Source organism: Stenotrophomonas sp. YJH_SMC_64, from assembly GCF_059371375.1.
On record NZ_JCAFUN010000021.1, the window covers coordinates 23245 to 46290 of the forward strand.

Annotated in this window: 26 protein-coding genes; all 26 read right to left on the reverse strand. The window is 66.8% G+C overall.

All coding sequences use genetic code 11. The features are described 5' to 3' along the window. Positions 1–123: 123 nt before the first annotated feature. Complete coding sequence (gene fliR, locus AC5P9L_RS19675; protein WP_005409539.1) at positions 124–915, reverse strand: flagellar biosynthetic protein FliR; 792 nt, start codon at positions 913–915, stop codon at positions 124–126. Positions 916–928: 13 nt separating this feature from the next. Continuing rightward, positions 929–1198 (reverse strand): flagellar biosynthetic protein FliQ, encoded by a 270-nt coding sequence (locus AC5P9L_RS19680; protein ID WP_005413254.1) that lies wholly within the window; start codon positions 1196–1198, stop codon positions 929–931. Between the two features lie 82 nt (positions 1199–1280). Next, positions 1281–2060: a flagellar type III secretion system pore protein FliP gene (gene fliP / locus AC5P9L_RS19685; protein ID WP_049404621.1), complete on the reverse strand. Its 780-nt coding sequence runs from the start codon at positions 2058–2060 to the stop codon at positions 1281–1283. Between the two features lies 1 nt (position 2061). Next, positions 2062–2481 (reverse strand): flagellar biosynthetic protein FliO, encoded by a 420-nt coding sequence (gene fliO, locus AC5P9L_RS19690; RefSeq protein ID WP_005409542.1) that lies wholly within the window; start codon positions 2479–2481, stop codon positions 2062–2064. Continuing rightward, a complete protein-coding gene (gene fliN / locus AC5P9L_RS19695; RefSeq protein ID WP_227415838.1) occupies positions 2478–2813 on the reverse strand; it encodes a flagellar motor switch protein FliN in 336 nt (111 codons plus the stop codon). Before fliN ends, fliO begins: the two co-directional genes overlap by 4 nt. Next, positions 2810–3814: a flagellar motor switch protein FliM gene (fliM, locus tag AC5P9L_RS19700; RefSeq protein ID WP_005409544.1), complete on the reverse strand. Its 1005-nt coding sequence runs from the start codon at positions 3812–3814 to the stop codon at positions 2810–2812. Before fliM ends, fliN begins: the two co-directional genes overlap by 4 nt. A gap of 10 nt (positions 3815–3824) precedes the next feature. Next, positions 3825–4340 (reverse strand): flagellar basal body-associated FliL family protein, encoded by a 516-nt coding sequence (locus tag AC5P9L_RS19705; RefSeq protein WP_062606966.1) that lies wholly within the window; start codon positions 4338–4340, stop codon positions 3825–3827. A 198-nt stretch (positions 4341–4538) separates the two neighbouring features. Next, entirely contained in the window at positions 4539–5696 is a 1158-nt protein-coding gene (locus AC5P9L_RS19710) for a flagellar hook-length control protein FliK (protein ID WP_111196705.1), read from the reverse strand. After that, positions 5696–6163, reverse strand: coding sequence for a flagellar export protein FliJ (fliJ, locus tag AC5P9L_RS19715; RefSeq protein ID WP_005413256.1), 468 nt, complete (start codon positions 6161–6163; stop codon positions 5696–5698). Before fliJ ends, AC5P9L_RS19710 begins: the two co-directional genes overlap by 1 nt. A gap of 3 nt (positions 6164–6166) precedes the next feature. Further along, positions 6167–7552 carry a FliI/YscN family ATPase gene (locus AC5P9L_RS19720; protein WP_005413257.1) on the reverse strand — a complete coding sequence of 462 codons (1386 nt, stop codon included), beginning with the start codon at positions 7550–7552 and terminating at the stop codon, positions 6167–6169. After that, entirely contained in the window at positions 7549–8190 is a 642-nt protein-coding gene (locus tag AC5P9L_RS19725; protein WP_005409549.1) for a FliH/SctL family protein, read from the reverse strand. The genes AC5P9L_RS19720 and AC5P9L_RS19725 overlap by 4 nt, the downstream gene beginning before the upstream one ends. Beyond that, positions 8187–9173 carry a flagellar motor switch protein FliG gene (fliG, locus tag AC5P9L_RS19730; RefSeq protein ID WP_024958226.1) on the reverse strand — a complete coding sequence of 329 codons (987 nt, stop codon included), beginning with the start codon at positions 9171–9173 and terminating at the stop codon, positions 8187–8189. Before fliG ends, AC5P9L_RS19725 begins: the two co-directional genes overlap by 4 nt. 7 nt (positions 9174–9180) lie before the next feature. Further along, positions 9181–10827, reverse strand: a complete 1647-nt coding sequence (gene fliF / locus AC5P9L_RS19735) for a flagellar basal-body MS-ring/collar protein FliF (protein WP_012480110.1) — start codon at positions 10825–10827, stop codon at positions 9181–9183. 13 nt (positions 10828–10840) lie between these two features. Then, entirely contained in the window at positions 10841–11206 is a 366-nt protein-coding gene (gene fliE, locus AC5P9L_RS19740; protein ID WP_005409552.1) for a flagellar hook-basal body complex protein FliE, read from the reverse strand. A gap of 435 nt (positions 11207–11641) precedes the next feature. Then, the gene (locus AC5P9L_RS19745) at positions 11642–12058 is read right to left on the reverse strand and encodes a hypothetical protein (RefSeq protein ID WP_044570072.1); all 417 of its coding nucleotides are present in this window, start codon (positions 12056–12058) and stop codon (positions 11642–11644) included. 177 nt (positions 12059–12235) lie between these two features. Then, positions 12236–12715, reverse strand: coding sequence for a hypothetical protein (locus AC5P9L_RS19750; RefSeq protein ID WP_012480112.1), 480 nt, complete (start codon positions 12713–12715; stop codon positions 12236–12238). 140 nt (positions 12716–12855) lie between these two features. Further along, positions 12856–14361 carry a sigma-54 dependent transcriptional regulator gene (locus AC5P9L_RS19755; RefSeq protein ID WP_111189488.1) on the reverse strand — a complete coding sequence of 502 codons (1506 nt, stop codon included), beginning with the start codon at positions 14359–14361 and terminating at the stop codon, positions 12856–12858. Continuing rightward, the gene (locus tag AC5P9L_RS19760; protein ID WP_005409556.1) at positions 14358–14735 is read right to left on the reverse strand and encodes a response regulator; all 378 of its coding nucleotides are present in this window, start codon (positions 14733–14735) and stop codon (positions 14358–14360) included. Before AC5P9L_RS19760 ends, AC5P9L_RS19755 begins: the two co-directional genes overlap by 4 nt. Before the next feature lie 14 nt (positions 14736–14749). After that, entirely contained in the window at positions 14750–16159 is a 1410-nt protein-coding gene (gene rpoN / locus AC5P9L_RS19765; RefSeq protein WP_227415839.1) for an RNA polymerase factor sigma-54, read from the reverse strand. A 405-nt stretch (positions 16160–16564) separates the two neighbouring features. Continuing rightward, positions 16565–17197 carry a response regulator gene (locus tag AC5P9L_RS19770; RefSeq protein WP_005413261.1) on the reverse strand — a complete coding sequence of 211 codons (633 nt, stop codon included), beginning with the start codon at positions 17195–17197 and terminating at the stop codon, positions 16565–16567. A 92-nt stretch (positions 17198–17289) separates the two neighbouring features. Then, the gene (locus tag AC5P9L_RS19775) at positions 17290–17868 is read right to left on the reverse strand and encodes a PilZ domain-containing protein (RefSeq protein ID WP_005413262.1); all 579 of its coding nucleotides are present in this window, start codon (positions 17866–17868) and stop codon (positions 17290–17292) included. Beyond that, positions 17865–18158 (reverse strand): hypothetical protein, encoded by a 294-nt coding sequence (locus tag AC5P9L_RS19780; RefSeq protein ID WP_005409560.1) that lies wholly within the window; start codon positions 18156–18158, stop codon positions 17865–17867. Before AC5P9L_RS19780 ends, AC5P9L_RS19775 begins: the two co-directional genes overlap by 4 nt. Then, positions 18155–18571, reverse strand: coding sequence for a flagellar export chaperone FliS (fliS, locus tag AC5P9L_RS19785; RefSeq protein WP_005409561.1), 417 nt, complete (start codon positions 18569–18571; stop codon positions 18155–18157). Before fliS ends, AC5P9L_RS19780 begins: the two co-directional genes overlap by 4 nt. 128 nt (positions 18572–18699) lie before the next feature. After that, positions 18700–20118, reverse strand: a complete 1419-nt coding sequence (gene fliD / locus AC5P9L_RS19790) for a flagellar filament capping protein FliD (protein WP_043033573.1) — start codon at positions 20116–20118, stop codon at positions 18700–18702. Between the two features lie 440 nt (positions 20119–20558). Beyond that, positions 20559–21737: a flagellin gene (locus AC5P9L_RS19795; RefSeq protein ID WP_005413265.1), complete on the reverse strand. Its 1179-nt coding sequence runs from the start codon at positions 21735–21737 to the stop codon at positions 20559–20561. Between the two features lie 86 nt (positions 21738–21823). Then, the gene (locus tag AC5P9L_RS19800) at positions 21824–22999 is read right to left on the reverse strand and encodes a flagellin (protein WP_099473109.1); all 1176 of its coding nucleotides are present in this window, start codon (positions 22997–22999) and stop codon (positions 21824–21826) included. Positions 23000–23046: the final 47 nt, after the last annotated feature.

The window sequence follows — 23046 nt, forward strand, 5'->3', positions numbered from 1 at the left end:
GGGGCATGCATGAGGCAGGCCGACGCAGGGCGGCGGCCACGTGCGGCATCCCCCCGGTTGCCGCGCATTCACTCTAGCGCGCAGACCCGGGGGAAGGGCAAGCAGTAAAACGTGATGATCGGGTCAGTGTGTGACCGCGTCCGCAGCCTGGAAGGCGGCATCGAACAGGCGCTGTACCGGCGGGCCCATTTCCCCGGCCAGCAGGGCCAGCAGGAACAGGCCCAGCAGCAGTGAGACCGGCAGGCCCAGCTGGATCGGATTCAGTGCCGGGGCAGCACGCGCCAGCACGCCGAAGGCCAGGTTCACCGCCAGCATCGCCACGGTCAGTGGAATAGCCAGGGTCAGTGCGCCGCGCAGCACGGTCAGCAGGAAGGTCGGAGCGATGCTGAAGAAGGCGTGCGGGTCCGGCAGCGGGGCGCCGATCGGCAGCGCCCGGTAGCTGTCCACCACCAGCGAGATCAGCGCCAGATGGCCGTTGGCGGTGAAGAACAGCAGGCCGAACAGCAGGTAGAACCACTGCCCGATCACGCCGGAGGTGCCACCACGAAGCGGGTCGCTCATCTGCGCGAAGGCCAAGCCGGTGCCCTGGGCGATCAGTTCGCCGGCCATCGCGCCGGCCTCGAACACCAGCCGCAGCAGGAAGCCGATGGACACGCCGATGGCCAGCTCGCGGGCGATGGTCAGTACGGTGGCAGCATCGAAGCCGGTCCAGTCCGGAACCGGCGGCAGCAGCGGCGCCAGCGCGATGGCAAGGGTACCGGCCAGGATCACGCGGATCCGTGCCGGCACCGCACGGGTGCCGACCATGGGCATGGCCATGGCCACCGCGCCGATGCGCAGCATGGTCCACAGCACGGTGCCGATCATGCCAAAGGCCTGCAGGCCGTCGGCAGCCATCTGGGTGGCGGCGTCCATCGAGGCGCGTGTCCTAGCCGATCAGGTGTGGAATGCGCTGGAACAGCAGCGTGGTGAATTCAACCAGGTGGCCGATCAGGAGGCTGCCGAGCGCGAACAGCACCGCGGTCAGTGCCGCCGCCTTGGCAACGAAGGCGATGGTCGGTTCGTTGAGCTGGGTCGCGGCCTGCACCACGCCCACCACAACGCCCACCACCAGCACGGTGAGCAGCAGCGGGCCGGCCACCCACAACACGGTGATCAGGCCGCCACGCAGTTCGGTCAAGGCAAGTTCGGGAGACATTCGGGGTCCATCTGCTTGTGTGGAGTCGAGCCGCGCTCGACTGTGCTTCTGTAGAGCCGAGCCATGCCCGACTGCCTCTCAATCACGCCGGATTGAAGCTCGCCGCCAACGTACCCACGGTCAGCACCCAGCCATCCACCAGCACGAACAGCAGGATCTTGAACGGTGCCGACACCAGCATCGGCGACAGCATCATCATGCCCATCGACATCAGCACGCTGGCCACGACCAGGTCGATGATCACGAACGGGATGAAGATCAGGAAGCCGATTTCGAAGGCGGTCTTCAGTTCGCTGGTGACGAACGATGCGACCAGTACCGGGAACGGGATGGCGTCGGGGCTGGCGTAGGTGCCGTGCCCGGCGATGCCGGCGAAGGTCATCAGGTCGGTCTCCCGGATCTGCGCCAGCATGAAGCCGCGCAACGGCGTGGTGGTCAGCGTCCAGGCGGTCTGGAAGTCGATCTCGCCATTGAGGTACGGCGCCATGCCGGTGCTCCAGGCCTTGTCCCAGGTCGGCATCATCACCATCGCGGTGAGGAACAGGGCCAGGCCCAGCAGCACCTGGTTGGACGGGGTCTGCCCGGTACCCAGCGCCTGGCGCAGCAGGCCCAGCACGATGATGATGCGGGTGAACGAGGTCAGCACCAGCAACATCGACGGGATCAGGGTGATCGCCGTCATCAGCAGCAGGGTCTGCAGCGGCAGGCTGACCGGCGCACCTCCGATCTTGCCGACGTTGATGTCCGGCAGTGGCGTGGTCGGTGCGCCGGGTGCAGCGAAGGCCAGTGCCGGCAACAGGCACAGGGCGAGCATCAGCAGCCACGGCATCAGGGTGGCAAGACGGGTACGGGCGACACGCATGTCAGGGGTCCTTGCGCAGCCGCTGCTGCAGCAGCTGGGCGAAATTCGGAAGATTCTTGAAGTCCGGCACGCGCACGGGCGCGGGCGGCGGCAGCGGTTCGGGCAGGGTGTGCAGGGTGTTGATGCCGCCGGCGGTGACGCCCAGCAGCAGCTGCTGGCCGTTGACCTCGACCACCACCACGCGCTCCTTGGCACCGACACTCAGGCTGGCCACCACCTTCATGCCTTCGGCCGGGCGGAAACCACTGCCGGGCAGGCGCTTGAGCAGCCAGCCGAGGCCGATGACCAGCGCCAGCACTGCCAGCAGCGCCAGCACCGCGCCGAACAGGCTCGGTGCGGCGGCTGCGTGCTGGCCGATCTGCGGGCCGGCCGGAGCGGCGGTCTTGCCGACCGCCAGCAGGGTGGAGGCCAGCAGGCTCAACGCAGTCTCCGGATCCGCTCGCTCGGGCTGACCACATCGGTCAGGCGCACGCCGAAGCGGTCATTGATCACCACCACTTCGCCATGGGCGATCAGGGTGCCGTTGACGAACACATCCAGCGACTCGCCGGCACCACGTTCCAGTTCCACCACCGAACCCTGGTTGAGCTGCAGCAGGTTGCGGATCGGCAGGCGCGCGCGACCGACTTCCAGCGACAGCGTCACCGGTACGTCGAGGATCACGTCCAGGTTCAGGTCCGGGCCGTTCGGCTCATCGGCCTGCAGGCTGCTGAACTGGGCCGGAGTGGGTTCGAGGGCGTCGATATCGTTCATTGCGGGTCTTCCTGGATGACGGGTACGCGCGGGCGGGTGCCTGGCGGATGGGTAGCGGTGATCTTCACGGCGTTCATGCCGTTGGCGATGCCGAACTCGCCGGTGAACACCGGGATGTTCTCCACGCACACCGGCACCTGCGGGCTCAGCTCGATCGGCAGGATGTCGCCGACCTTCAGTTGGGTCAGGTCACGCAGGGTCATGCGCTTGCTGGCCAGTACGCTGGACAGGGTGACTTCGGCGATGTTGAGCTGTTCACGCAGGGTCTTGCCCCAGCTCTCGTCGCGGTCGTTGCGGTCGCTCTGGATGCCGGCGTCGAGCAGCTCGCGGATCGGCTCCAGCATCGAATACGGCAGGGTGACGTGGATGTCGCCACCGCCGCCATCGAGTTCGACGTGCAGGCGGCACACCACCACGTATTCGCGCGGCGTCACGATGTTGGCGAAGTGCGGGTTGATCTCCGAGTTGATGTACTCGAAGTCGACGTCCATCACCGGTGCCCAGGCCTCGCGCAGGTCGGCGAAGGTCTGCTTCAGCAGCAGGTGGATCACCCGCATTTCGGTGGCGGTGAACTCGCGGCCTTCGATGCGGGTGGGGTAGCGCCCGTCGCCACCGAAGAAGTTGTCGACGATGGCGAACACCAGGGTCGGCTCGAACACGATCAGGCCGGTACCGCGCAGCGGCTTGAAGCGGATCAGGTTCAGGTTGGTCGGCACATACAGCGAGTGCATGTAGTCGTTGAACTTGATCAGCTCGATGCCGCGCACCGACAGCTCGGCCGAGCGACGGATCAGGTTGAACAGGCCGATCCGCCACAGGCGCGCGAAACGCTCGTGGACCATTTCCAGGGTTGGCATGCGACCGCGGATGATGCGGTCCTGGCTGGCGAAGTCGTACGAGCGCGCTTCGCCTGACGGCGGTTCCGGATCGGTTTCGACCGCGCCACTGTCCACGCCGTGGAGCAGGGCATCGATCTCGTCCTGGGACAACAGATCATTCATCGGTGGGCCCTTACTGGGTCACGAAGCTGGTGAACAGCAGGTCGTCGGCACCATTGCTGCCGGTCTCGGCCTTGAGCACTTTCTGCACTTCGGCCAGCGACGCAGCCTGCAGCTTCTGCTTGCCGGCGACATCGGCGATCTGGTCCGGGCTGACCTGCGAGAACAGCATCAGCAGGCGTGCGCGGATGGCGGGTGCATGGGTCTTGATCGCTTCCAGCGCGGACGGGTCGCGGGTCATCAGCTGCACTTCCAGCTGCAGGTAGCGCGGGCCATCGACCGGGCCGTTGAGGTTGACCACGAAGGCCGGGTCCAGCGCGAAATACTGGGCCGGTGCCGGGGTCGCGGTCTTCTTCGGGGCCTGCGCGGCCTTGTCTTCGTGCTTGGACTGGGTGAAGAACCAGACGCCGCCACCGGCGGCAGCGGCGGCCAGTACGGCCACCAGCGCGGTGATCAGGATCGGACTACGCGGCTTGGCGGCCTTGTCCTTCTCGGCTGTCTTCTTGGTTTTGTCAGCGGCTGCGGCCACGGGGTGAAGCTCCTGAGGGTTGCTTCACCGGGATATGCAAGGGGTGTGCCGAAGGCGGGGCAGAGGGGTGCGACGGAATTCCGTCGGGGGGCGGTGGGGCCGTGCGGAGCAAGCTCCGCACCCACCAACGCGATACTGGCCGGTGCGGCTCTATTGCCCGGGTGCCCTGGTGGGTGCCAACCTTGGTTGGCACGCCTGTCAGGCGTATGCGTCCAGCAACCCGCGCTGGCGGATCAACTGTGCGGACGACACGTTGGTGTCGCCCGGCGACGGTTCTCCGTCACCGGCGGTCCCACCGTTGCCAGATGCTCCCGACGCATTGCCGTCGCCCCCCGGGGCCTGGTGGCCAACATCAGCGTGTGCCAGCTGGAAGCCCTGTTCGCCCAGCAGCTCGCGCAGGCGCGGCAGGCTGCTTTCCAGAGCCTGTCGCACGTCCACGTGCGGGCTGCTGAAGCTGGCATGCACCTTGTCGCCGTTCAACTGCAGGCGCACGTCGACCGGGCCCATATCGTCCGGGCTCAGGCGGATATGGGCGTGGCCGATTTTCTGGTCGGCCAGCCAGCCCAGGCGTGCGCCAATGGCCTGGTCGAAGCCGTCGTCACCCAGCACGGGCTTGGGCGTGGGTTCGCCATTGAAGATCGCGTTGCCGGTGGCGAGCGCTGCCTTCAGGTCCTGTACGGCGCCCCCCGCCGGTGCATGCAGCAGTGGTGCACTGGCGCGGTCGCCAACGGCGGCCACGTCACTGCCTTCGCCGCGCTCGCTGCGCTTGCCGGGCAGGATCATCTCCGGCAGTGGCAGCGCGCTGGCATCGTCCGCGCTGGTCGCCGCCGGTTTGCCGTCGGCCGTCGCTGCGGCGGCCGCTGCTGGAGCGGTTGCAGGCAGTGCCGGGTTCGCGGCAGGGGCAACGGGCAGTGCGCTGCCGTCGCTGGCCTGCGACGGTGCAGCGGTGGTCGGCAGGGCAGCGGCCGGATCCACGGGCGTCGGCATCGCCAGCACCAGGCCGGCCAGACCGAGCGGCGGCCAAGGGGCGTCTTCGGTCGCGGCGGGCTTGTCCTTGTCGGTAGCGGGTGCAGCCGGGGGCACGGCAACGGGCGCTGGCGGCGGCGCTTCAGCGGTTACCGCTTCGGCGTCGCTGCGTTCGCCTGGTGCCTGGCCACTGCTGTCAGTGGTCGACGGCTGGCTCGACGTGGATGGCGACGGCGTGGTGGCGCTGCCGGCAGGGGCGGGTGCAGAGGGCGCGCCGTCCTGCAGCAGCTGGCTGAAGTCCTTTCCGCCTTCGCTGCGCGGGGCGCGCGCCGCACTGTTGCTGGTGGCCGGCGTGGCAGGGTTGGCACTGCCGGCGAGTGGGGAGGGCATCACGAGCGACCTCCCTGCTCGGTGCCGTCCTGGTCTTCGGCCTGGACCAGGCGCGCGCGGCGCGCACCGATATCGTCCATCTCGCGCTGGTCGCGGCGGTCGGTCACCACTTTTTCCTGCGCGCGGTAGCTGGCGGCCAGCTGTTCCAGCACGGCCTTGTCACGGCTGGCCAGGATCAGCCGGGCGCGCTCGGCTTCCACCTTTTCGCGGTTGCCATTGACCGTGGCCTGCTGCTGTTCGACGGCACTGTCCAACCGGTCGAGGAAAGCGCGTCGGTTCAGCAGCTGCGCCGGGCTGGTGGCGGCCATCTGAGCGTTGGCGTACTCCTCGGCGTAGCGGCGCAGTTCGTCCAGTCGCGATAGATGGGTATCGAGCACGCGCTGGCGTTCGGCAAGGTCGCGGGCAACCGCGTCCTCGTGTTCCTGGGCCCGCTTGAGCAGGGGATCAATGCGCTTGGACTGGTTCATGGCTTAACTCTCTTGTTCCACCAGGCGCTGCAGCGCCGCCTGGCTGTGCGGGAGATCTGCGGCCTTGGCAACGTCCTGGCCGAGGAACTCCATGATTTCCGGCCAGCGTTCCAGGGCTTCGTCGGTGGCCGCGTCGTTGCCGCGCTGGTAGGCACCGATGGCGATCAGGTCACGGTTGGCCGAGTAGGCCGAGACCAGTCGCTTCAATTTGCGGATGCGCAGGCGCCACGGCTCGTCGGCGATTTCCGTGACCACGCGGCTGACCGACGATTCGACGTCGATGGCCGGGTACAGGCCGCTGTCGGCCACGCGCCGCGAGAGCAGGATGTGGCCGTCGAGGATCGCGCGCGCCGCATCGGCGATCGGGTCCTGCGGATCATCGCCCTCGGTCAGCACCGTGTAGAACGCAGTGATCGAGCCACGGCCCTTGGCGCCATTGCCGGCGCGTTCGACCAGTGCCGGCAGCTTGGCGAACACCGACGGCGGGTAGCCGCGGGTGGTCGGCGGCTCGCCCACCGACAGGCCGATCTCGCGCTGCGCCTGGGCAAAGCGGGTCAGCGAGTCCATCAGCAGCAGCACGTTCAGTCCCTGGTCGCGGAACCATTCGGCGATGGCGGTAGCGCGGTAGGCACCGTGCAGGCGCGCCAGCGGCGGCCGGTCGGCGGGACTGGCCACTACCACGGCGCGGCGCAGGCCTTCCTCGCCCAGCGTGGTCTCGACGAAATCGCGCACTTCGCGGCCACGTTCACCGATCAGGCCGACCACGATCACGTCGGCGGCGGTGTAGCGGGTCATCATGCCCAGCAGCGTCGACTTGCCGACGCCGGAGCCGGCGAACAGGCCGACACGCTGGCCGCGGCCGATCGGCAGCAGCGCGTTGATCGCGCGCACGCCCACGTCCAGCGGCTGGGTGATCGGTTCACGCGCCAGTGGATTGATCGACACGCCGGCCATGCCGACATGGCCTTCGGCGCGGATCGGGCCCTTGCCGTCCAGCGGCACGCCATCGCTGTCGATGACGCGGCCAAGCAGGCCTTCGCCCACTTCCACGCCACCGCGGCGCGCCGATGGCACCACGCGGGCGTTGGGCAACAGGCCATGCAGCTCGGCACTGGGCATCAGGTAAGTGCGCTCGCCGGCGAAGCCGACCACTTCGGCATCGACCCAGCCGCCGTCGACCACTTCCACCTTGCAGCTGGCCCCCAGCGGCGCCTCGCAGCCGACAGCTTCCAGGGTCAGTCCGACCGCGCGGCGCAGCACGCCTTCGCGGATCAGGCCACGGCCATGGGCGGTATCCACGCGCAGTCCATCGAGGCGACGGGCCAGGCGCAGGTTGCGGGCCATGGCCCAGTCGGCCGGTGGCGGCGTCGGCTGCGGATCGGGGTTCATGCATTGGCTCCGGTCTGGCGGATCACCGCGTCCAGCGCGCCGCGCAGGCGGGCTTCCAGGGTGCCGTCGATGCGCACGGCTTCGGCGTGCACGCGTAGATCGCCGCGGCTGAGGCTGGTGTCTGGCACCAGGCGCTGTTGTGGCGGCAGGCTCAACAGCGGGGCGAGGGCGGCGATGTCATCCGGATGCAGTCGCACTTCTACCTCGCGGGTGCTGCCACCCACCGCGTCGATGGCCTCACCGACCAGCTGTGCCAGCAGTGCCGGGTCAGCTTCATAGGCGCGGCCGACCAGCGCACCGGCGATGCGTACCGCCAGCTCACCGAGTGCGCCGACCACTTCGTTCTCCAGCCGCACCAGGGGGCGGCTGAAGTTGTCGAGGATGCCTTCGATCTGCGCGGCGAGGCGACGCACTTCGGCCTGACCCTGGCCGTAACCTTCAGCATGGCCGTGCTGGAAGCCTTCCTTCTCGGCGCTGTCCTGGATGGCCTGGATCTCCTCCAGGGTCGGCAGCTGCAGCGGCGGCTCCGGCTCGTGTTCCGGGTCCGGCTCGGTGAGTTCGAACGCATCCTCCTGCTCCAGCACCGGTTCAGGCTGGGCCAGCAGGTCCGGGGCAAGCCAGCGCACGACGTTGCTCACAGCATGGCCTCCGCGCTGCCACCGATCGTGACGGTGCCCTCATCGGCCATGCGCTTGACGATGGCCAGGATCTCGCGCTGCGCGCCTTCCACGTCGGACAGGCGCACCGGGCCACGAGCTTCCATGTCTTCCAGCAGGATTTCGGCCGCGCGCTGCGACATGTTGCGGGTGATCTTGTCGCGCACCTTGATGTCGGCACCGCGCAGGGCCAGGCCCAGGCGCTCGCCGCTCACTTCGCGCAGCACCAGCTGCATTTCGCGGTCATCCAGGTCGACCAGATCGTCGAACACGAACATCAGGTCCTGGATGCGGTTGCTCAACGGCGCATCGATGCGGGCGATTTCTCCCAGGATCGCCTGGTCCTGGCCGCTGTCCATGAAGTTCAGGATGTTGGCCGCGCACTGCACGCCGCCGATGTTGGACGATTTCAGGTTCTGGTTGCCGGCGAACTGGCGCTCCATGATCTCGTTGAGTTCATTGAGTGCGTTAGGCGGAATGCCGTCGAGGGTGGCGATGCGCAGCAGCACGTCCACGCGGGTACGGTCCGGCAGCAGTTTCAGCGCGTCGGCGGCCTGGTCGGTTTCCAGGTGCGCCATCACGATGGCGATGATCTGCGGGTGCTCGTTGCGCACCAGGTCGGCCACCGCACGCGGGTCCATCCACTTCAGCGCGTCCAGGCCGGTGGTGTTGCGGCCGAGCAGGATGCGGTCGATCAGGTTGCCGGCCTTCTCGCTGCCCAGCGCCTGCACCAGCATGTTGCGGATGTAGTCGTCCGAGCCCACGCCCAGCGAGGTCTTCGAGCCCAGCTCCTGGCCGAACTGGTCCATCACCCGTTCCACCTGCTCGCGGGTGATGTCGGTCATGGTGGCCATGGCGATGCCGATCTTCTGCACCTCCTTGGGTTCCATGTGGCGCAGCACTTCGGCCGCATCCAGCTCACCCAGGGACAGCAGCAGCACGGCCGCGCGCTGTACGCCGGTCAGTTGTGCCTCAGTCATTGGCCACCCAGCCCTTGACCACCTGGGCCACGCGCTTGGAGTCGGTCTTCACGGCTTCACGCGCCATCCGCAGTCGTTCCTCATAAGAATCCACCGGCAGGGCCAGTGCGTCTGGTCCGGCCAGGCTGGCCCGGTCGGCGCCCAGCGCCGGCAGCGGCATGCCATCGTCATCGACCAGCTGCACATCCGCGGTGTGCGGTTCCAGTGCTGGTTCGTCGTTCTTCTTGTTCTGGCCGGTGATCGCACGCAGTGCCGGGCGCAGCACACCGAACAGCAGCGCTAGCACCACCACCGCGCCGAGCAGCATGCGGCCGGCATCGTGCACCCACGGCAGCTCCCACCAGGCCGGGCCTTCGACCGGCGTGGTATCCCGCACGAACGGGGCATTCATCACCGACACGGTATCGCCACGCTCGGCGTTGAAGCCGACGGCCTGCTTGACCAGCGCTTCGACGCGGGTCAGTTCGGCGGCCGACAGCGGCTGCGGGCTCATCTTGCCGTTGGCGCCGGCGCGCGGCACGTTGTCCACCAGCACCGCCACCGAGACGCGCTTGATGCGGCCTGCCGGCTGGCGGGTGTGCTGCAGGGTGCGGTCCAGCTCGTAGTTGCGGGTGGCGTTCTTGCTGCTTTCGGTCGGGGTCTGCGCGGTGGCCGGTGCAGCCTGCTGGCCCGGCGGGCTGTTGCTGGTCGCACCCGGCACACCCTGCGGGCCAGGGGTGCTGGTGGTGTTCTCGCTCATCTGCTCGCTGCGCAGCTTCTGCGGCTCACCGTTGTAAAGCTCGCGGGCCTCCTCGGTCACCGAGAAATCCATGTCCACGCTCACTTCCGGGTTGACGCGGCCAGGGCCGGTCATCGGTTCCAGCAGCTCGCGGATGCGCTGGTTGAACGAGGTTTCCTGGCGGCGCACCTGCTCGAACTGGGCAGCGTTGACCGCCGCTTCGCTGTTCGGGTCGGTGATGCTGAGCATGCGCCCACTCTGGTCGACCACGGTCACCCGCTCCGGCGCGAGATCCGGGATGCTGGCCGCAACCATGTGCACGATGGCATCCACCTGACTGCGTTCCAGCTGCTGGCCACCACGCAGTTCCAGGGTGACCGAGGCACTGGCTACGTCGCGCTGGCGGGTGAAGGCGCTGGGCTTGGGAATGGCCAGGTGCACGCGCGAATCGCGCACCGGGCGCAGCGTGTTGATGGTGCGCGACAGTTCGGTTTCCAGCGCGTGCTGGTAGCGCGCGCTTTCGACGAACTGGCTGACGCCGAAGCCCGGGTCGCGTTCCATCAGCTCGAAGCCGAGCTTGCCACTGTCGGTCAGGCCGGAACCGGCCAGCTTCAGGCGGGCGTCGTGCAGGTTCTTTTCCGGCACGGTGATGCCACCGGTGGCCGGGTCGAGCGCGAACGGAATCTGCGCGGCGCGCAGCAGGTCGGTCGCTTCAGCGGTGGCCTTCTGGTCCAGGCCGGTGTACAGCGGGACCATGCCCGGCTTCTGCGACCAGAAGAACACGGACAGGCCTGCCGCCACCGCCACCGCGATCATCGCCATCAGGCCCAGCCGACGGGTGATCTGCAGGCTCTGCAGGCGGTCGAACCATTGCCCGGCCTTTTCGGCGTTCAGGCTGTCCTTGGAGAGCGTCAGTGCCATGCGTCTCTATTCCTTACAGCGGCATGTTCATCACGTCCTGGTAAGCCTGGACGAGACGGTTGCGGACTTCCACGGTGGCGCGGAAGGCGATCTGGGACTGCTGCGAGGCGACCATCACCTTGGCGAGGTCGGCGCTGGGGTCGCCCATTTCGAAGGCCTTGGCGAGGGCGCCGGATTTCTGTTGCGCATCGTTGACGCCGGCAATCGCACCACGCAGGGTTTCGGTGAAGCTGGCCGGCTGGGCCTGCGGTGCGTCCAGCACCGTGCCCGGCAGGGCGTTGCTGCGAGGCGTTTCGCCCAGCGGGTTGAGCGCCGGCTGTCCCATCTGGGTCTGATAGGAGCGGATCTGCGAAAGGATCGAAGTGACGGAGTGGGACATCTGCAACGGTTCCAGAAACAGGGATGGGGTTGTCTGCTGTAGCCAGTGCAAGTGCCGTGCCGAAACCGGTTTTCGATTCAGTGAAGTGAGGGTGGGGGTGTTTGGTGGCAGGGCTGCGCCCTGCACCCGCAGAGGCCACGTCAACATCAACGTCAAAATCGGGCTATCCGTGGGGTGGCGGGGTGGGTCCGGTTACGGGGGACGCCGTAAACCCGTCCTTGGGGGCTTGGCCGCGGCATCCATGCCGCGGACACCCCCGCAACCGGACCCACCCCGCCTTCGACAGTGGGCCGCGATCTGTTGGAACCTGCTGCTGATGGTGCTTCTGATGGTGGTGGGTGCCGACCGTTGGTCGGCACGGGGTCGGATCCCGTTGCAACGCAACCGGCTCTGACTCCGGTCGTGGCGCCATTTAACCGGCGTCGGTTTTCTGGCCTATGGCTGCAGGGTCCATCGGCCGGAATTCTGGCGCTGGCGCGGGGCAATGGGTCCGTCGTGCTGGGTGTAGATGAAGCGACCCTGGCGGTCGCTCTGGCAGGTCAGCAGCAGGGTGTAGTGGGCGGGGCCGGCCGGGTGGGCCTCGGTCATGTGGAGTTCCGCGATATGCGGGGCCAGGCGCTGGTAGCGGTAGCTGCCGCCGATGCGCAGGTCGGTGCCGAGGATGTCGAGCACGTACTGGCTGCCGGCGAAGCTGACCTGGACCATGCGTCCGGCATTGGGGTTGTCCGGGGCGTACAGCGGGTCGCTGAGGTTGGTGAACTGGCGCTGGTCGAGCGTGGCGGGCAGGATGCAGTTGGCCGCGGTGGCCAGGGCCGGGCAGAGCAGGACGGCGAGCAGGATCAAGCGATGCATGTGGACCTCCTTGGGATGTCCTTGCCAATGCACCGCAGTTCGGCGCTGCTGTCTTTAGGAAGACTTGTAAACGCGGGAGTTTCGGCTCCCTACCGCAGGTGGCACTTTGACCCCTGCGAGTTCGTTCAGCTGGTCGGCGCGGCGTGCTCGCATTCGACGCCTCGCATGGGCTTCGGGTTAACCGTTGCCTCGGGCATTTGAGGAGCGTTCCTTCACTTCCTGCAGCCACGCTTCGAACATATCGGAAGGCAGGAGATCTTCGGTATTGGAGAAATGGAGATCGTGGCTGAACTTGACGCTCAGCTTTTCCGTAACGGCGTCGAAGTGCGCCTTCAGCTGGGTAGGGGGTTCTCGATCATGATTCTTATGAAGTTCAAGTAGGCGATCAAGATCGTCCAAGAGAAAATCCAGCAGGGCGCTGCCACGGGAATCGGAAAGGTCAAACGGCTGACCACTTCCGGCCGCGGGAGCGTCGTTCAACTGGTTGGTCCTGTAGAGGTGACCGCCAATGTCATAGAAGACGTCTGCAGATGACGTCCCATCTTCCGCTGCACCGTACAGGTAGACCCCATCCACGCGATGCTCTCCGTACTCCAGGCAAACGCTCAGCATTGATTCCAGTATTTCCTGCATGGAATCTTCGAAGGTCCCGTTCATGGCATTCCCTGGTCGAAATCACAACCCTTGAGGCTATTGCGTAACGAAGCAGAACGCATTGGGAAAAGTTGTAAATCTCAAAAACACCAACGCCCGGGCAAGCCCAGGCGTTCGTGCCCCCTTCATGCTGGTAGCGCGCTTCAGCCGGCCAGTTCGGCCTGCTCGCGTTCGATGCCGTACTTGCGCAGCTTTTCCACCAGGGTGGTGCGGCGCAGGCCGAGCAGCTGGGCGGCGTGGGCGACCACGCCCTGGGTGCGTTCCAGTGCTTCGTTGATCAGGCCCAGTTCGATGTTGGCCATGTGGTTGCGCAGGTCCATGCCTTCGTCGGGCAGGGCGGCCGGTGCCGCCGGGCGATTGACGGCGATGCCGTGCTCCAGCGCCGGCTGGTTGCCGCTGCCGGGCGTGTGGAACGAGAAGCTGCGCAGGTCCAGTCGCTCTTCGCTGGTGGCGGGCTGTGCCGGCGTCGGCGTAGCGACGGCAGCCAGCGCGGCATCGCCACGGTAGCGGGCCGGCAGGTCCTGTACGCGCACCGATCCACCCGGATGCAGCACGGCCAGGCGCTCGACCAGGTTGGTCAGCTCGCGCACGTTGCCCGGCCACTCGTAGCCGGCCAGTGCCTGCAGGGCTTCCGGGGTGAAGCGCACTTCGCCACGGCCGGTTCGCGCCAGCTGTGCGGCGATGGTTTCCACCAGTGCCGGCAGGTCCTCGCGACGCTCGCGCAGCGCGGGTACTTCAATCGGGAACACGTTGAGGCGGTAGAACAGATCCTCACGGAACTTGCCTTCGGCGATCCGCGTTTCCAGATCACGGTGGGTCGCGGCCACGACACGTACGTTGCAGCGGATGGTCTGGTTGCCACCGACGCGCTCGAAGCTGCGTTCCTGCAGCACGCGCAGCAGCTTCACCTGCATCGGCAGGCTCATGTCGCCAATTTCGTCCAGCAGCAGGGTGCCGCCTTCGGCCATCTCGAAGCGGCCCTTGCGCGCGGTCAATGCGCCGGTGAAGGCACCCTTTTCGTGACCGAACAGTTCGCTTTCCAGCAGGTCGGCCGGAATGGCGCCGCAGTTGATCGCCACGAACGGGCCATCACGGCGCGGCGAGCGCTGGTGGATGGCGCGCGACACCACTTCCTTGCCGGTGCCGGATTCGCCCAGCACCAGCACGGTGGTGTCGAACGCGGCCACCTGCTCGATCATGGTGCGCAGTGCGGTGACCGCCGGGCCGTTGCCGGTTGGTCCCTGCTCCTGCGCGGCACCGGCCTGGTGCTCGGCATCCAGGCGCTTGAGGCTGGCGCGGCGCAGCAGGGCTTCCATCTGCGCGTGGCGCAGCGGCGTCTCCAGTGGCCAGATGTTGGCTTCGTGCAGGCCGTGCTGCTGCGCGAAGGCTGCGGCATCACCGTCGGCCAGCAGTACCGGCGGAGGCAGGCTGCTGCCGCCCAGCCAGTTGTAGAGTGCGGTGCTGGCGGCGTTGTCGTCCAGGCTGCCGACGATCACTGCCATCCAATCGTTCTGGCGCTGCCGGCCCAGATCGAAGTCGGCCGCGTCGGAGACCCAGCGCGGGTTGAAGTCCATGAACTCCAGCAGGGCAACGGTGCGCTCTGCACGCACGGCGTCGTTGTCCAGCACAAGGATGCGCGATTCGCTCACGACTGTTCCTCCCTGAGGCCTTCCAGGATCGGCATGACTTCCTGGATGTAGGACAGCTTGCTGACGAAATTGTCGGCACCGGCACGCAGCGCGTGCTCGCGGTGCTCCGCGTCGTCGAAGTGGCTGGCGATCACGATGTACGGTGCGTCGTCCTGCGACTTGATCAGGCGGGTGGCCTGCAGGCCGCCCATCTCAGGCATTGCCAGATCCATCAATACGACCTGCGGGCGCAACGTTTCCGAACGCTCGATCGCTTCCAGGCCGTTGCCGGCGCTGCCGACGATCTGCAGCCAGTCGATCTTGCGGAAGTGGCGCATTGCCGCGTTGATGAAGCCCTCGTGGTCATCGACCAGCAGGACGGTAAGCTTGTTCATGTGCAACATCCTTTTCAGCCCACCCGGGCCAGCTGTGGTTGCCTGGCGCCGAGCCGGCGCCGTTCACGGGCCGGGGCGATGTCCAGTTGTTCCCGGTATTTTGCGACGGTTCGGCGGGCAATGTTCACCCCCTGGCGTGACAACAGGCCGGCGATCGCCTCATCGGCCAGTGGCCGACCGGCCGGTTCGGCGTCGATCAGGCGGCGGACCATGGCCTTGACCGCCTGCCCGGAGACGCTGGCGCCTTCCAGTCGGACGGCGAAGAAGTGCTTCAGTTCGAAGGTGCCGCGCGGGGTCTGCAGGAACTTGCCGGTGGTGATGCGCGAGACGGTGGACTCGTGCATGCCGATTTCCTCGGCCACTTCCTTCAGGGTCAGCGGTGCCATGGCTTCCTCGCCACGCACCAGGAACGCGGCCTGGCGCTCGACGATTACCCGCGCGGTGCGCAGCAGGGTGTCGTAGCGCATCGACAGGCCGCGGCTGAACCAGCGCGCTTCCTGCAGCATCTCGCGCAGTGCCGGGGCGGCCTCACTGGTCTCTGCCAGCGCCTGTTCGTACTGGCTGTTGATGGAGACGCGGCGACTGGTGGCCGGGTTCAATGCCACTTTCCACTGGCCATCGGCGTGCCAGGCGACCACATCCGGAACCACAACGGCATTGCGTTCCGGCAGCAGGCTGTCGCCTGGGCGTGGCTGCAGCGACAGGATCAGGCGTACCGCTTCGCGCACATCGTCGATCTCGGCGTCGTGCTGGCGGGCGAGGGCGGGGTAATCATGTGCGGCCAGCGCATCGAGCGCGCCGTCCAGGATGCGCGTGGCCAGGTGGCGGGCAGGCACCGCGCCGTGCAGGCTGCGCAGCTGCGCCTGCAGGCCCTCGCGCAGGTCCTGGGCGGCCATGCCGGCCGGGTCACCGTGCAGCAGCTGCTGGCGGATGGCTTCGACGCCGTCGGCGTCGATGTCGAACTGGGCGCTGGCCAGCAGCTGCAGCTGGCCCAGTGGCGCCTGCAGGTAGCCAGCCTCGTCGCAGTGGTCCAGCCAGAATGCGGCCACTGCCAGCTGGCGATCATCCATGTCCAGCGACAGGCGCTGCAGCACGCGCAGCTGCGGGTCGGTGGATTCGCCGGTGGCGATGCGCGCCATGCGGTCGTCGTCGCCGTCCTGCCAGCTGGCGCCGGCCACGTCCCACATCGACGACTCCGGCAGCTCGTCGAACGCGGCGGTTTCCAGCGTCGCGGTGGCAACGTCGGTGGCGTCGGCGGCCGGTGCTTCGGGCTCTTCGATTTCCAGCAGGGGATTGGAGTCCAGCAGGCGCTGGATTTCCTGTTCCAGGTGCAGGCCATCAAGCTGCAGCAGCCGGATCGACTGCAGCAGCTGCGGGGTGAGGTGAAGTTGTTGGCCCAGCTGGGTCGAGAGTGCAGCCTTCATCGTGGTTCCCCGGCGCCGCTCCCCGGCGCCTTGTGGAACGCATCTTGCTTTTGATCCGGCGGTGGCGGAATCGGGGGGTTCCTGAGGAGCTTCGTGAATTTCCTGACGGCGTGTAGGGATATTCCCCACAGTGGTGCGGAATGTTGACGATGATCGCTGCTAAGTTGCTGATTTCCGGTGCAAGGCCCGGATTGATCGGGCTGCGCCGTGTACGGATTCCTGTCGGGGAGTGTCGGGATGACGGGAATTCGACGCCGGTGAAGGGGGCGGGCGTGGGTTGGTAGAGTCGACTGCCAGTCGACTGCTCTCCGGTCAGATAACGAAAAACGCCCGCGCGCTTCGCGCGCAAGTCGACTGGCAGTCGACTCTACCCGGCATTTTCCCGACGCCCACGGTGGAGTTGGATCACTCCAGCTCGTGCTGATGGCGCGCGGCCAGCAGCAGCAGATCGTTGGCGCGACGGCAGCCCAGTGACTCCATCATGCGTGCGCGGTGGGTTTCCACTGTCTTGACGCTGATGCCGAGGTCGGCGGCGATTTCCTTGTTGCTCTCACCCTTGCCGATGCGGCGCAGGATCTCGCGCTGGCGCGGCGACAGTGCGGCGATGCCGGTGGGTTTCTCGCGGCCGAGCATCGGTGCCAGCATCTTGGCGGAGATCTGCGGGCTCAGGAACACCTGGCCGGCATGCGCCGCGCGAAGCGCCAGCTCCAGTTCCTGCGGCGCCGCATCCTTGACCACGAACCCGACCGCGCCGCGGTCGAGGGCATCGCGCACGTGCGCGGCATCGTCGTGCATGGTCATCATCACCACCCGGGTACCGGGCGCGCGCAGCCGGATATCGCTGAGCGCTTCCAGACCCGTACGGCCAGGCAATGACAGGTCCATCAGGACCACGTCCGGGGCGTGCTGCAGGGCCAGCTGCAGCGCCTGTTCGGCGTTGCTGGCCTCTGCAACCAGCTGCACGTCGGCAAACCCCTGCAGCAGCCGCGCCAGGCCGGCGCGGACCAGGGTGTGATCGTCGACGATGAGAACTCGCACAGGCACGCAGCAGGTCCGTGTAGGGGAGTCCACCTTAACTTAGCTGAACGGGCGCGCCAAGGCTTGCCCGCCAAGCGTGATGGTGGCAGGTTTCAGCGCGCCCGGCGTGCCTCGGCCACCTGGCGCCGGTGCAGGCGGAACAGGTGGCGCTCCATGGCCATTTCCAGGCCATCGCCAAGGCGCTGGAAGCGCAGCCACAGATAGTGGCCGCCGCCGCCATCGGCCGCTTCGGCAATCACTTCCACCGGCAGGTCGATATGGTCGGGCAGCCAATCACTGGGCTGCAGACGGACCAGGCCCGCCTGGCCGGGGCTGGCGCCACTGCGCGGGCCCAGTTGCAGGCGGATGCCACGGCGCGACCAGCGCACCGGGCGCAGGGTCAGTTCCTGGCCCTGCTGGCGGACCAGGCGGCCAAGCAGCACCATCGCCAGATCCAGCTTCGCCTCCAGCCGCTGCAATTGCAGGCTGGCTTCATTGCGGTCGTCATGCTCGTCAACGCGGCTGTCTTCAACCAGCGCCAGGCTGCGCAGCAGGCCCTCGGCACTGCCGGTACGGCCGGTGCCACTGCCTGCCTGGAATTCGGCGGGCAGTGCCAGCTCGCAGCTGAGCGTTTCGTCGAACAGCTCGCTTTCGGCGGGATGGTGCAGCGACGTTGTCGGCAGTTGGGTCATGCCAGCGATTCTGCCTGCAGGTAGGCATGGGCCGCGCGAAGAGAGCGCTGGCCGTCATTCATCAGTGCTGCCACCGCATCGCGACGCTGGCGCAGCAGGCCCAGCAGGTTCTGCTGGCGCTCGAACAGCGCACTGAGTGGTGCGTGGTCGTCCGAGGTCAGCGGCTGGCTGAGCAGGGCATGCAGCGTGCTGTCGTGACCGTCTAGCAGGCTGTCGGCCTGGTCGAGGGCGTCTTCGCCCAGGGCCTTTTCGAAGGCGTCCAGCTGGGTGTGCAGTTCGTGCAGGCTCATGGCGCCACCGCGGCCGGGCGGCGCTGTTCCTGCGGGATTGCATTCCAGGCGCTGTCGATCTCGCCCAGCAACTGCAGGGATTCATCGAGGGCGGCACGGTCGTTGTGCAGGTTGGCCTCGGTCAGGCGCTGCAGCACGTAGTCGTAGAGTGCCGACAGGTTCCCGGCGATTTCACCGCCAGCCTCATGATCCAGCGAGCCATTGAGGTGGCCGACGATCGCGCAGACCTCGCCGATCGCCTTGCCCTTGCCGGCCTGGTCGCCACGCTCGAGGCTGGCCAGGGCGCGCCGCACGCGCTCCAGCGCGCCGGCCAGCAGCATCGCCACCAGCTTGTGCGGATCGGCATCGGCGACCGCACTGGTCACTCCCACCTGGCGGTACTGCTCGGCATATTGACGGCTGGAACCGTACATTCGTGATTCTCCTTGCGCGGGGTGCCGCCGGCAGGTCGTGGGGACCGCTTCCGGCGGTGCGGCGTTGATTGCTGTTGCGTCCGTTATCGGTGCGTTACACGCCAAACTTGAGCGTTGCACGCCGTCCTTTAGCGGTTCAGCTGTGCCAGCTGCTGCTGCAGCGACGTATTGCTCTGCTGCAGCTTGCCCATCAGGCTGTCCAGCGCGATGAACTGCTTCTTGTAGCGCTCCTCCACGTTCTTCATGCGCGTGTCGAGGTCCTTGCGGCGCTTGTCGATGTTGTCCAGCGTGGTGTTGAGGCCCTTGGTGCGGGCGACGAATGCGCCTTCCTTGCCGACCGTGGTGCTGACGTAGCCGTCGACCATGGTGTAGAGCGTGCCGGCACCGCCGGTGTCACCGGTGATTGCCGAGCGGATCTTCTCGGGCTGACTGGCCAGCGCGGCGGCAAACTTGGTGGCGTCCAGCACCAGGCTGCCGTCGGCGTTGGGGTAGCCACGCGTCTGCAGTCCCAGCGTTTTCGGGTCCAGGCCATCGGCGGACAGTTCCTTCAGCACGCCCGACATCACCGAGCGCAACTGGCTGGAGGCACCACGCATCTGCGCGTCGCCGGTCAGCGTGGCGGCTTCCTTGGTCTTGGCGTCGTACTTGGTCTCGGTGTTGATCGCCGCGATGGCTGCGTTGTAGGCGGTCACGAACTCCTGCATCACCTTGGTGGCTGCAGTGGTATCGGTGCTGATCACGACGGTGCTCTTGCCCTTGACCTTGAGGTTCAGGGTCAACCCCGGCACGGCGTCGGCCACGGTGTTGCTGGCGCTGACCACCGTGACGCCATCGATGGTCAGCTCGGCATCGGCTGCCGCGGTGTTTTCCTGGAGGCTGCCCACCAGTGCGGTCAGTTTCGGGTCGCTGCCGCCGTATTCGAGCTTGATGGCATTGGCGGCGCCGGTCTTTTCCTGGGCAATCGACAGGTACTGGTTGTCGCCCGAGGCGATCAGGGTCGCCTGCACGCCTTCCTTGCGGCCTGCGGCGTCGATCTTGTTGCGCACGGTGGTCAGCGTATCGCCGGCTTCCACCTCGACCTTCATCGTCTTTGCCTTGTCGCCGACGCCAACGGTCAGCGTCAAGGTTCCGGCGCCGAAGGTGTCGGTCTTCCCTACCGAGGTATTGGCAATCAGCTTGTGTGCGGTGGCAAGGGATTTCACCTCCACCTGGTGGGTGCCATTGGAGGCCGCTGCCTTGGTCGTGCCCAGGTCGTACAGTGCCACCGAGGCCGTCAGCACGTCGTCGGTGTTGGCCGGTTGCGCCTTGCCGGTGGCGGTCACGGTGCGGGTATCGAAGGCGGTGGTGGCCTTCAGTGCGGTCAGCGCGGTCTTCAGCTTGTCGAAGGCTGAAGTGACAGTGCCGATCGACGACAGCTGCATCTTGGCCTTGGACTGCTGCAGGTTCAGCGCGTTGTCGGCGGGCTTGCGGTCGGCTGCGACCAGCTGGTTGACGATGTCCGAGATGTTGAGCCCCGAGCCAATGCCACCGTATCCAAAGCTTGCCATGTGATTCTCCTGGTATCCGGGCCTGGCCGTCGTGCGGTGGCCCGTCGTCAACGAAAATAGCGGCCTGCGCCGCTGGGTCTTGAGGACTTCGTTGATGCACGTGCCGTGCCAATGGTCTGGCGCAGGTTCTGGCACGCGGGTTGCAGGAAGGCTGGGGCAGGGTGCGGGTAGGTTCACCGCGGGCTGCCGGGAGTCTGCAAAAAGCCCTCCCCCAATGCAGGGGAGGGATCAGGCTACTGACAATCGGGGGGAGACGAAGCCGCCCGGTACGTACAGTCAAAGGTACAGCGCTGAAAGAGAGGTCCGCAGGAGCGGGCGATGCCAAGCCGGTTCGGGAGCGATCCCGGGCCGGGCATGGCCCGCGCCTTCGTGCACCGTGGCTTCCGGGTTGCCGCTACCGTCGGTTCGATCCGACGGTAGCGGCGCCTTCTTGCCGTGGATCAGCGCAGCAGGCTGAGCACGCCCTGCGGCACCTGGTTGGCCTGGGCCAGCATGGCCGTACCGGCCTGCTGCAGGATCTGGGTGCGGGTCAGCTCTGCGGTTTCCTTGGCGAAGTCGGTGTCCTTGATGCGGCTGCGCGACGCCGACAGGTTTTCCGACGAGGTCTGCAGATTGGCCACGACCGAGGTGAAGCGGTTCTGGATCGCGCCGAGGTCGGCACGGGTGCTGTTGATCGCACCCAGGGCCTTGTCGACCACTTCCATCGCCTGCTGTGCACCAAGCACCGTGCTCACGTCCAGCTTCTGCACGTTGGCGGCGGTGGCGGTGCCAGCGGTGTAAGCACCGGCTGCGGTCTTCGCGCTCCACACGCCGGTCGCGGCGGTCAGATCGCTGCGCTCAAGCGCGATGTCGGCAGCGACGACGGCCTTGCCTTCCTTCACCGAGGTCAGTTTCATCGAGCCGTCGGCATTCGCCTCGGCATAGAGGCCGGCTTCGCCGATCTTTGCGTTGATCGCCGTGGCGACAGCCTTGGACGCGTCGGCAGTGGTGGCGCCGGCCTTGATCTCGACGGTGCCGATGTCCACGCCCATTACCTTGCCGGTAATGCGCGAGCCGTCGGTACTGGCGGCCAGTACGTCAGTTGCACCGCTTGCGAAGGTCGAGGTGCCGAGCGAACCCGCTTTCGCATCGATGGTCTTGTCGATGGCGATGGCCTGGCCGGCATTGGCGCCGACCTGGAACAGCTGGCTGGAGAACGTGCCGTCCAGCAGCTTGGTGCCGTTGAAGTCCGACTGCTTGGCGACGCGGTCGATTTCCGAGACCAGCTGGGTCACTTCGGCCTGCAGCGCCTTGCGGTCGCTGGCCGAGTTGGTGGCGTTGGAGGCCTGCACCGACAGCTCGCGGACGCGCTGCAGATTGTTGCCGATTTCGGTCAGCGAACCTTCGGCGACCTGGGCCAGCGAGATGCCGTCGTTGGCATTGCGGATGGCAACGTCGGTACCGCGGATCTGCGTGCCGAAGCGCTCGGAGATCGCCAGGCCGGCGGCGTCGTCCTTGGCGCTGTTGATGCGCGAACCGGAGGACAGGCGCTGGATGGTGGTGGCCAGCGAGCTGCCGCTGGTGCTCAGGTTGCGCTGAGCATTCAACGACATCGTATTGGTGTTGATGACTTGTGCCATGGTGCTTTTCCTTTGGCGAAGGTGGAACGTATTTCAGGATCCGGGCGCCGCGTCATGCGGCGCCCGGAGGTCGATCAGCGAGCGGATCAGCGCAGCAGGCTGAGCACGCCCTGCGGCACCTGGTTGGCCTGGGCCAGCATGGCCGTACCGGCCTGCTGCAGGATCTGGGTGCGGGTCAGCTCTGCGGTTTCCTTGGCGAAGTCGGTATCCTTGATGCGGCTGCGCGAAGCCGACAGGTTCTCCGACGAGGTCTGCAGGTTGGCCACGACCGAGGTGAAGCGGTTCTGGATCGCGCCGAGGTCGGCGCGGGTGCTGTTGATCGCACCCAGGGCCTTGTCGACCACTTCCATTGCCTGCTGTGCACCCTTCACGGTGGACACGTCGATCTTGTCGGCGAACTGCTTGCCCGGGACCGGGGTTGCCGCGGCGAAGCCGGCCAGCGAGCTGCCGATGGCAGTGAAAGCGCCCGCGTTGTTCACGCTGTCCTTGACCGAGGTCAGGGTCAGTGCGCCGGCGGCATCGGTTTCGGCCAGCACGCCGGTTTCGCCGATCTTGGCGTTGATGGCGGCAGCGACGGCCTTGCCGTTTGCAGCGGTGTTGGCGGCAGCGTCACCGACGCTCTTGACCGTCATGGCGCCGAAGTTGAAGACGGTGCCCTTGCTGTCGGTGATGGTGAACGCACCCACTGCGGTGTCGGTGTCAGCGGTACCGGCGATTGCGGTTGCGGTACCGCTGGAGAACTGTGCACCACCCAGGGCGTTGGCCTTGGCATCGATGGTCTTGTCGATGGCGATGGCCTGGCCGGCATTGGCGCCTACCTGGAACAGCTGGCTGGAGAACGTGCCGTCCAGCAGCTTGGTGCCGTTGAAGTCCGACTGCTTGGCGACGCGGTCGATTTCGCTGACCAGCTGGGTCACTTCGGCCTGCAGGGCCTTGCGGTCGCTGGCCGAGTTGGTGGCGTTGGAGGCCTGCACCGACAGCTCGCGGACGCGCTGCAGGTTGTTGCCGATTTCGGTCAGCGAACCTTCGGCGACCTGGGCCAGCGAGATGCCGTCGTTGGCATTGCGGATGGCGACGTCGGTACCGCGGATCTGCGTGCCGAAGCGCTCGGAGATCGCCAGACCGGCGGCGTCGTCCTTGGCGCTGTTGATGCGCGAACCGGAGGACAGGCGCTGGATGGTGGTGGCCAGCGAGCTGCCGCTGGTGCTCAGGTTACGCTGAGCATTCAACGACATCGTATTGGTGTTGATGACTTGTGCCATGAGGAGAGGTCCTTGAGCGGTTGCACGTGAGTTGGGTTAGACGCCCC

Bases quoted from the DNA above. Each gene is read 5' to 3' on its own strand.
- fliR (WP_005409539.1), bottom strand. From the start codon at position 915: ATGGACGCCGCCACCCAGATGGCTGCCGACGGCCTGCAGGCCTTTGGC.
- AC5P9L_RS19680 (WP_005413254.1), bottom strand. From the start codon at position 1,198: ATGTCTCCCGAACTTGCCTTGACCGAACTGCGTGGCGGCCTGATCACC.
- fliP (WP_049404621.1), bottom strand. From the start codon at position 2,060: ATGCGTGTCGCCCGTACCCGTCTTGCCACCCTGATGCCGTGGCTGCTG.
- fliN (WP_227415838.1), bottom strand. From the start codon at position 2,813: ATGAACGATATCGACGCCCTCGAACCCACTCCGGCCCAGTTCAGCAGC.
- fliM (WP_005409544.1), bottom strand. From the start codon at position 3,814: ATGAATGATCTGTTGTCCCAGGACGAGATCGATGCCCTGCTCCACGGC.
- AC5P9L_RS19710 (WP_111196705.1), bottom strand. From the start codon at position 5,696: ATGCCCTCCCCACTCGCCGGCAGTGCCAACCCTGCCACGCCGGCCACC.
- fliJ (WP_005413256.1), bottom strand. From the start codon at position 6,163: ATGAACCAGTCCAAGCGCATTGATCCCCTGCTCAAGCGGGCCCAGGAA.
- AC5P9L_RS19720 (WP_005413257.1), bottom strand. From the start codon at position 7,552: ATGAACCCCGATCCGCAGCCGACGCCGCCACCGGCCGACTGGGCCATG.
- fliF (WP_012480110.1), bottom strand. From the start codon at position 10,827: ATGGCACTGACGCTCTCCAAGGACAGCCTGAACGCCGAAAAGGCCGGG.
- fliE (WP_005409552.1), bottom strand. From the start codon at position 11,206: ATGTCCCACTCCGTCACTTCGATCCTTTCGCAGATCCGCTCCTATCAG.
- AC5P9L_RS19745 (WP_044570072.1), bottom strand. From the start codon at position 12,058: ATGCATCGCTTGATCCTGCTCGCCGTCCTGCTCTGCCCGGCCCTGGCC.
- AC5P9L_RS19750 (WP_012480112.1), bottom strand. From the start codon at position 12,715: ATGAACGGGACCTTCGAAGATTCCATGCAGGAAATACTGGAATCAATG.
- AC5P9L_RS19760 (WP_005409556.1), bottom strand. From the start codon at position 14,735: ATGAACAAGCTTACCGTCCTGCTGGTCGATGACCACGAGGGCTTCATC.
- rpoN (WP_227415839.1), bottom strand. From the start codon at position 16,159: ATGAAGGCTGCACTCTCGACCCAGCTGGGCCAACAACTTCACCTCACC.
- AC5P9L_RS19775 (WP_005413262.1), bottom strand. From the start codon at position 17,868: ATGACCCAACTGCCGACAACGTCGCTGCACCATCCCGCCGAAAGCGAG.
- AC5P9L_RS19780 (WP_005409560.1), bottom strand. From the start codon at position 18,158: ATGAGCCTGCACGAACTGCACACCCAGCTGGACGCCTTCGAAAAGGCC.
- fliS (WP_005409561.1), bottom strand. From the start codon at position 18,571: ATGTACGGTTCCAGCCGTCAATATGCCGAGCAGTACCGCCAGGTGGGA.
- fliD (WP_043033573.1), bottom strand. From the start codon at position 20,118: ATGGCAAGCTTTGGATACGGTGGCATTGGCTCGGGGCTCAACATCTCG.
- AC5P9L_RS19795 (WP_005413265.1), bottom strand. From the start codon at position 21,737: ATGGCACAAGTCATCAACACCAATACGATGTCGTTGAATGCTCAGCGC.
- AC5P9L_RS19800 (WP_099473109.1), bottom strand. From the start codon at position 22,999: ATGGCACAAGTCATCAACACCAATACGATGTCGTTGAATGCTCAGCGT.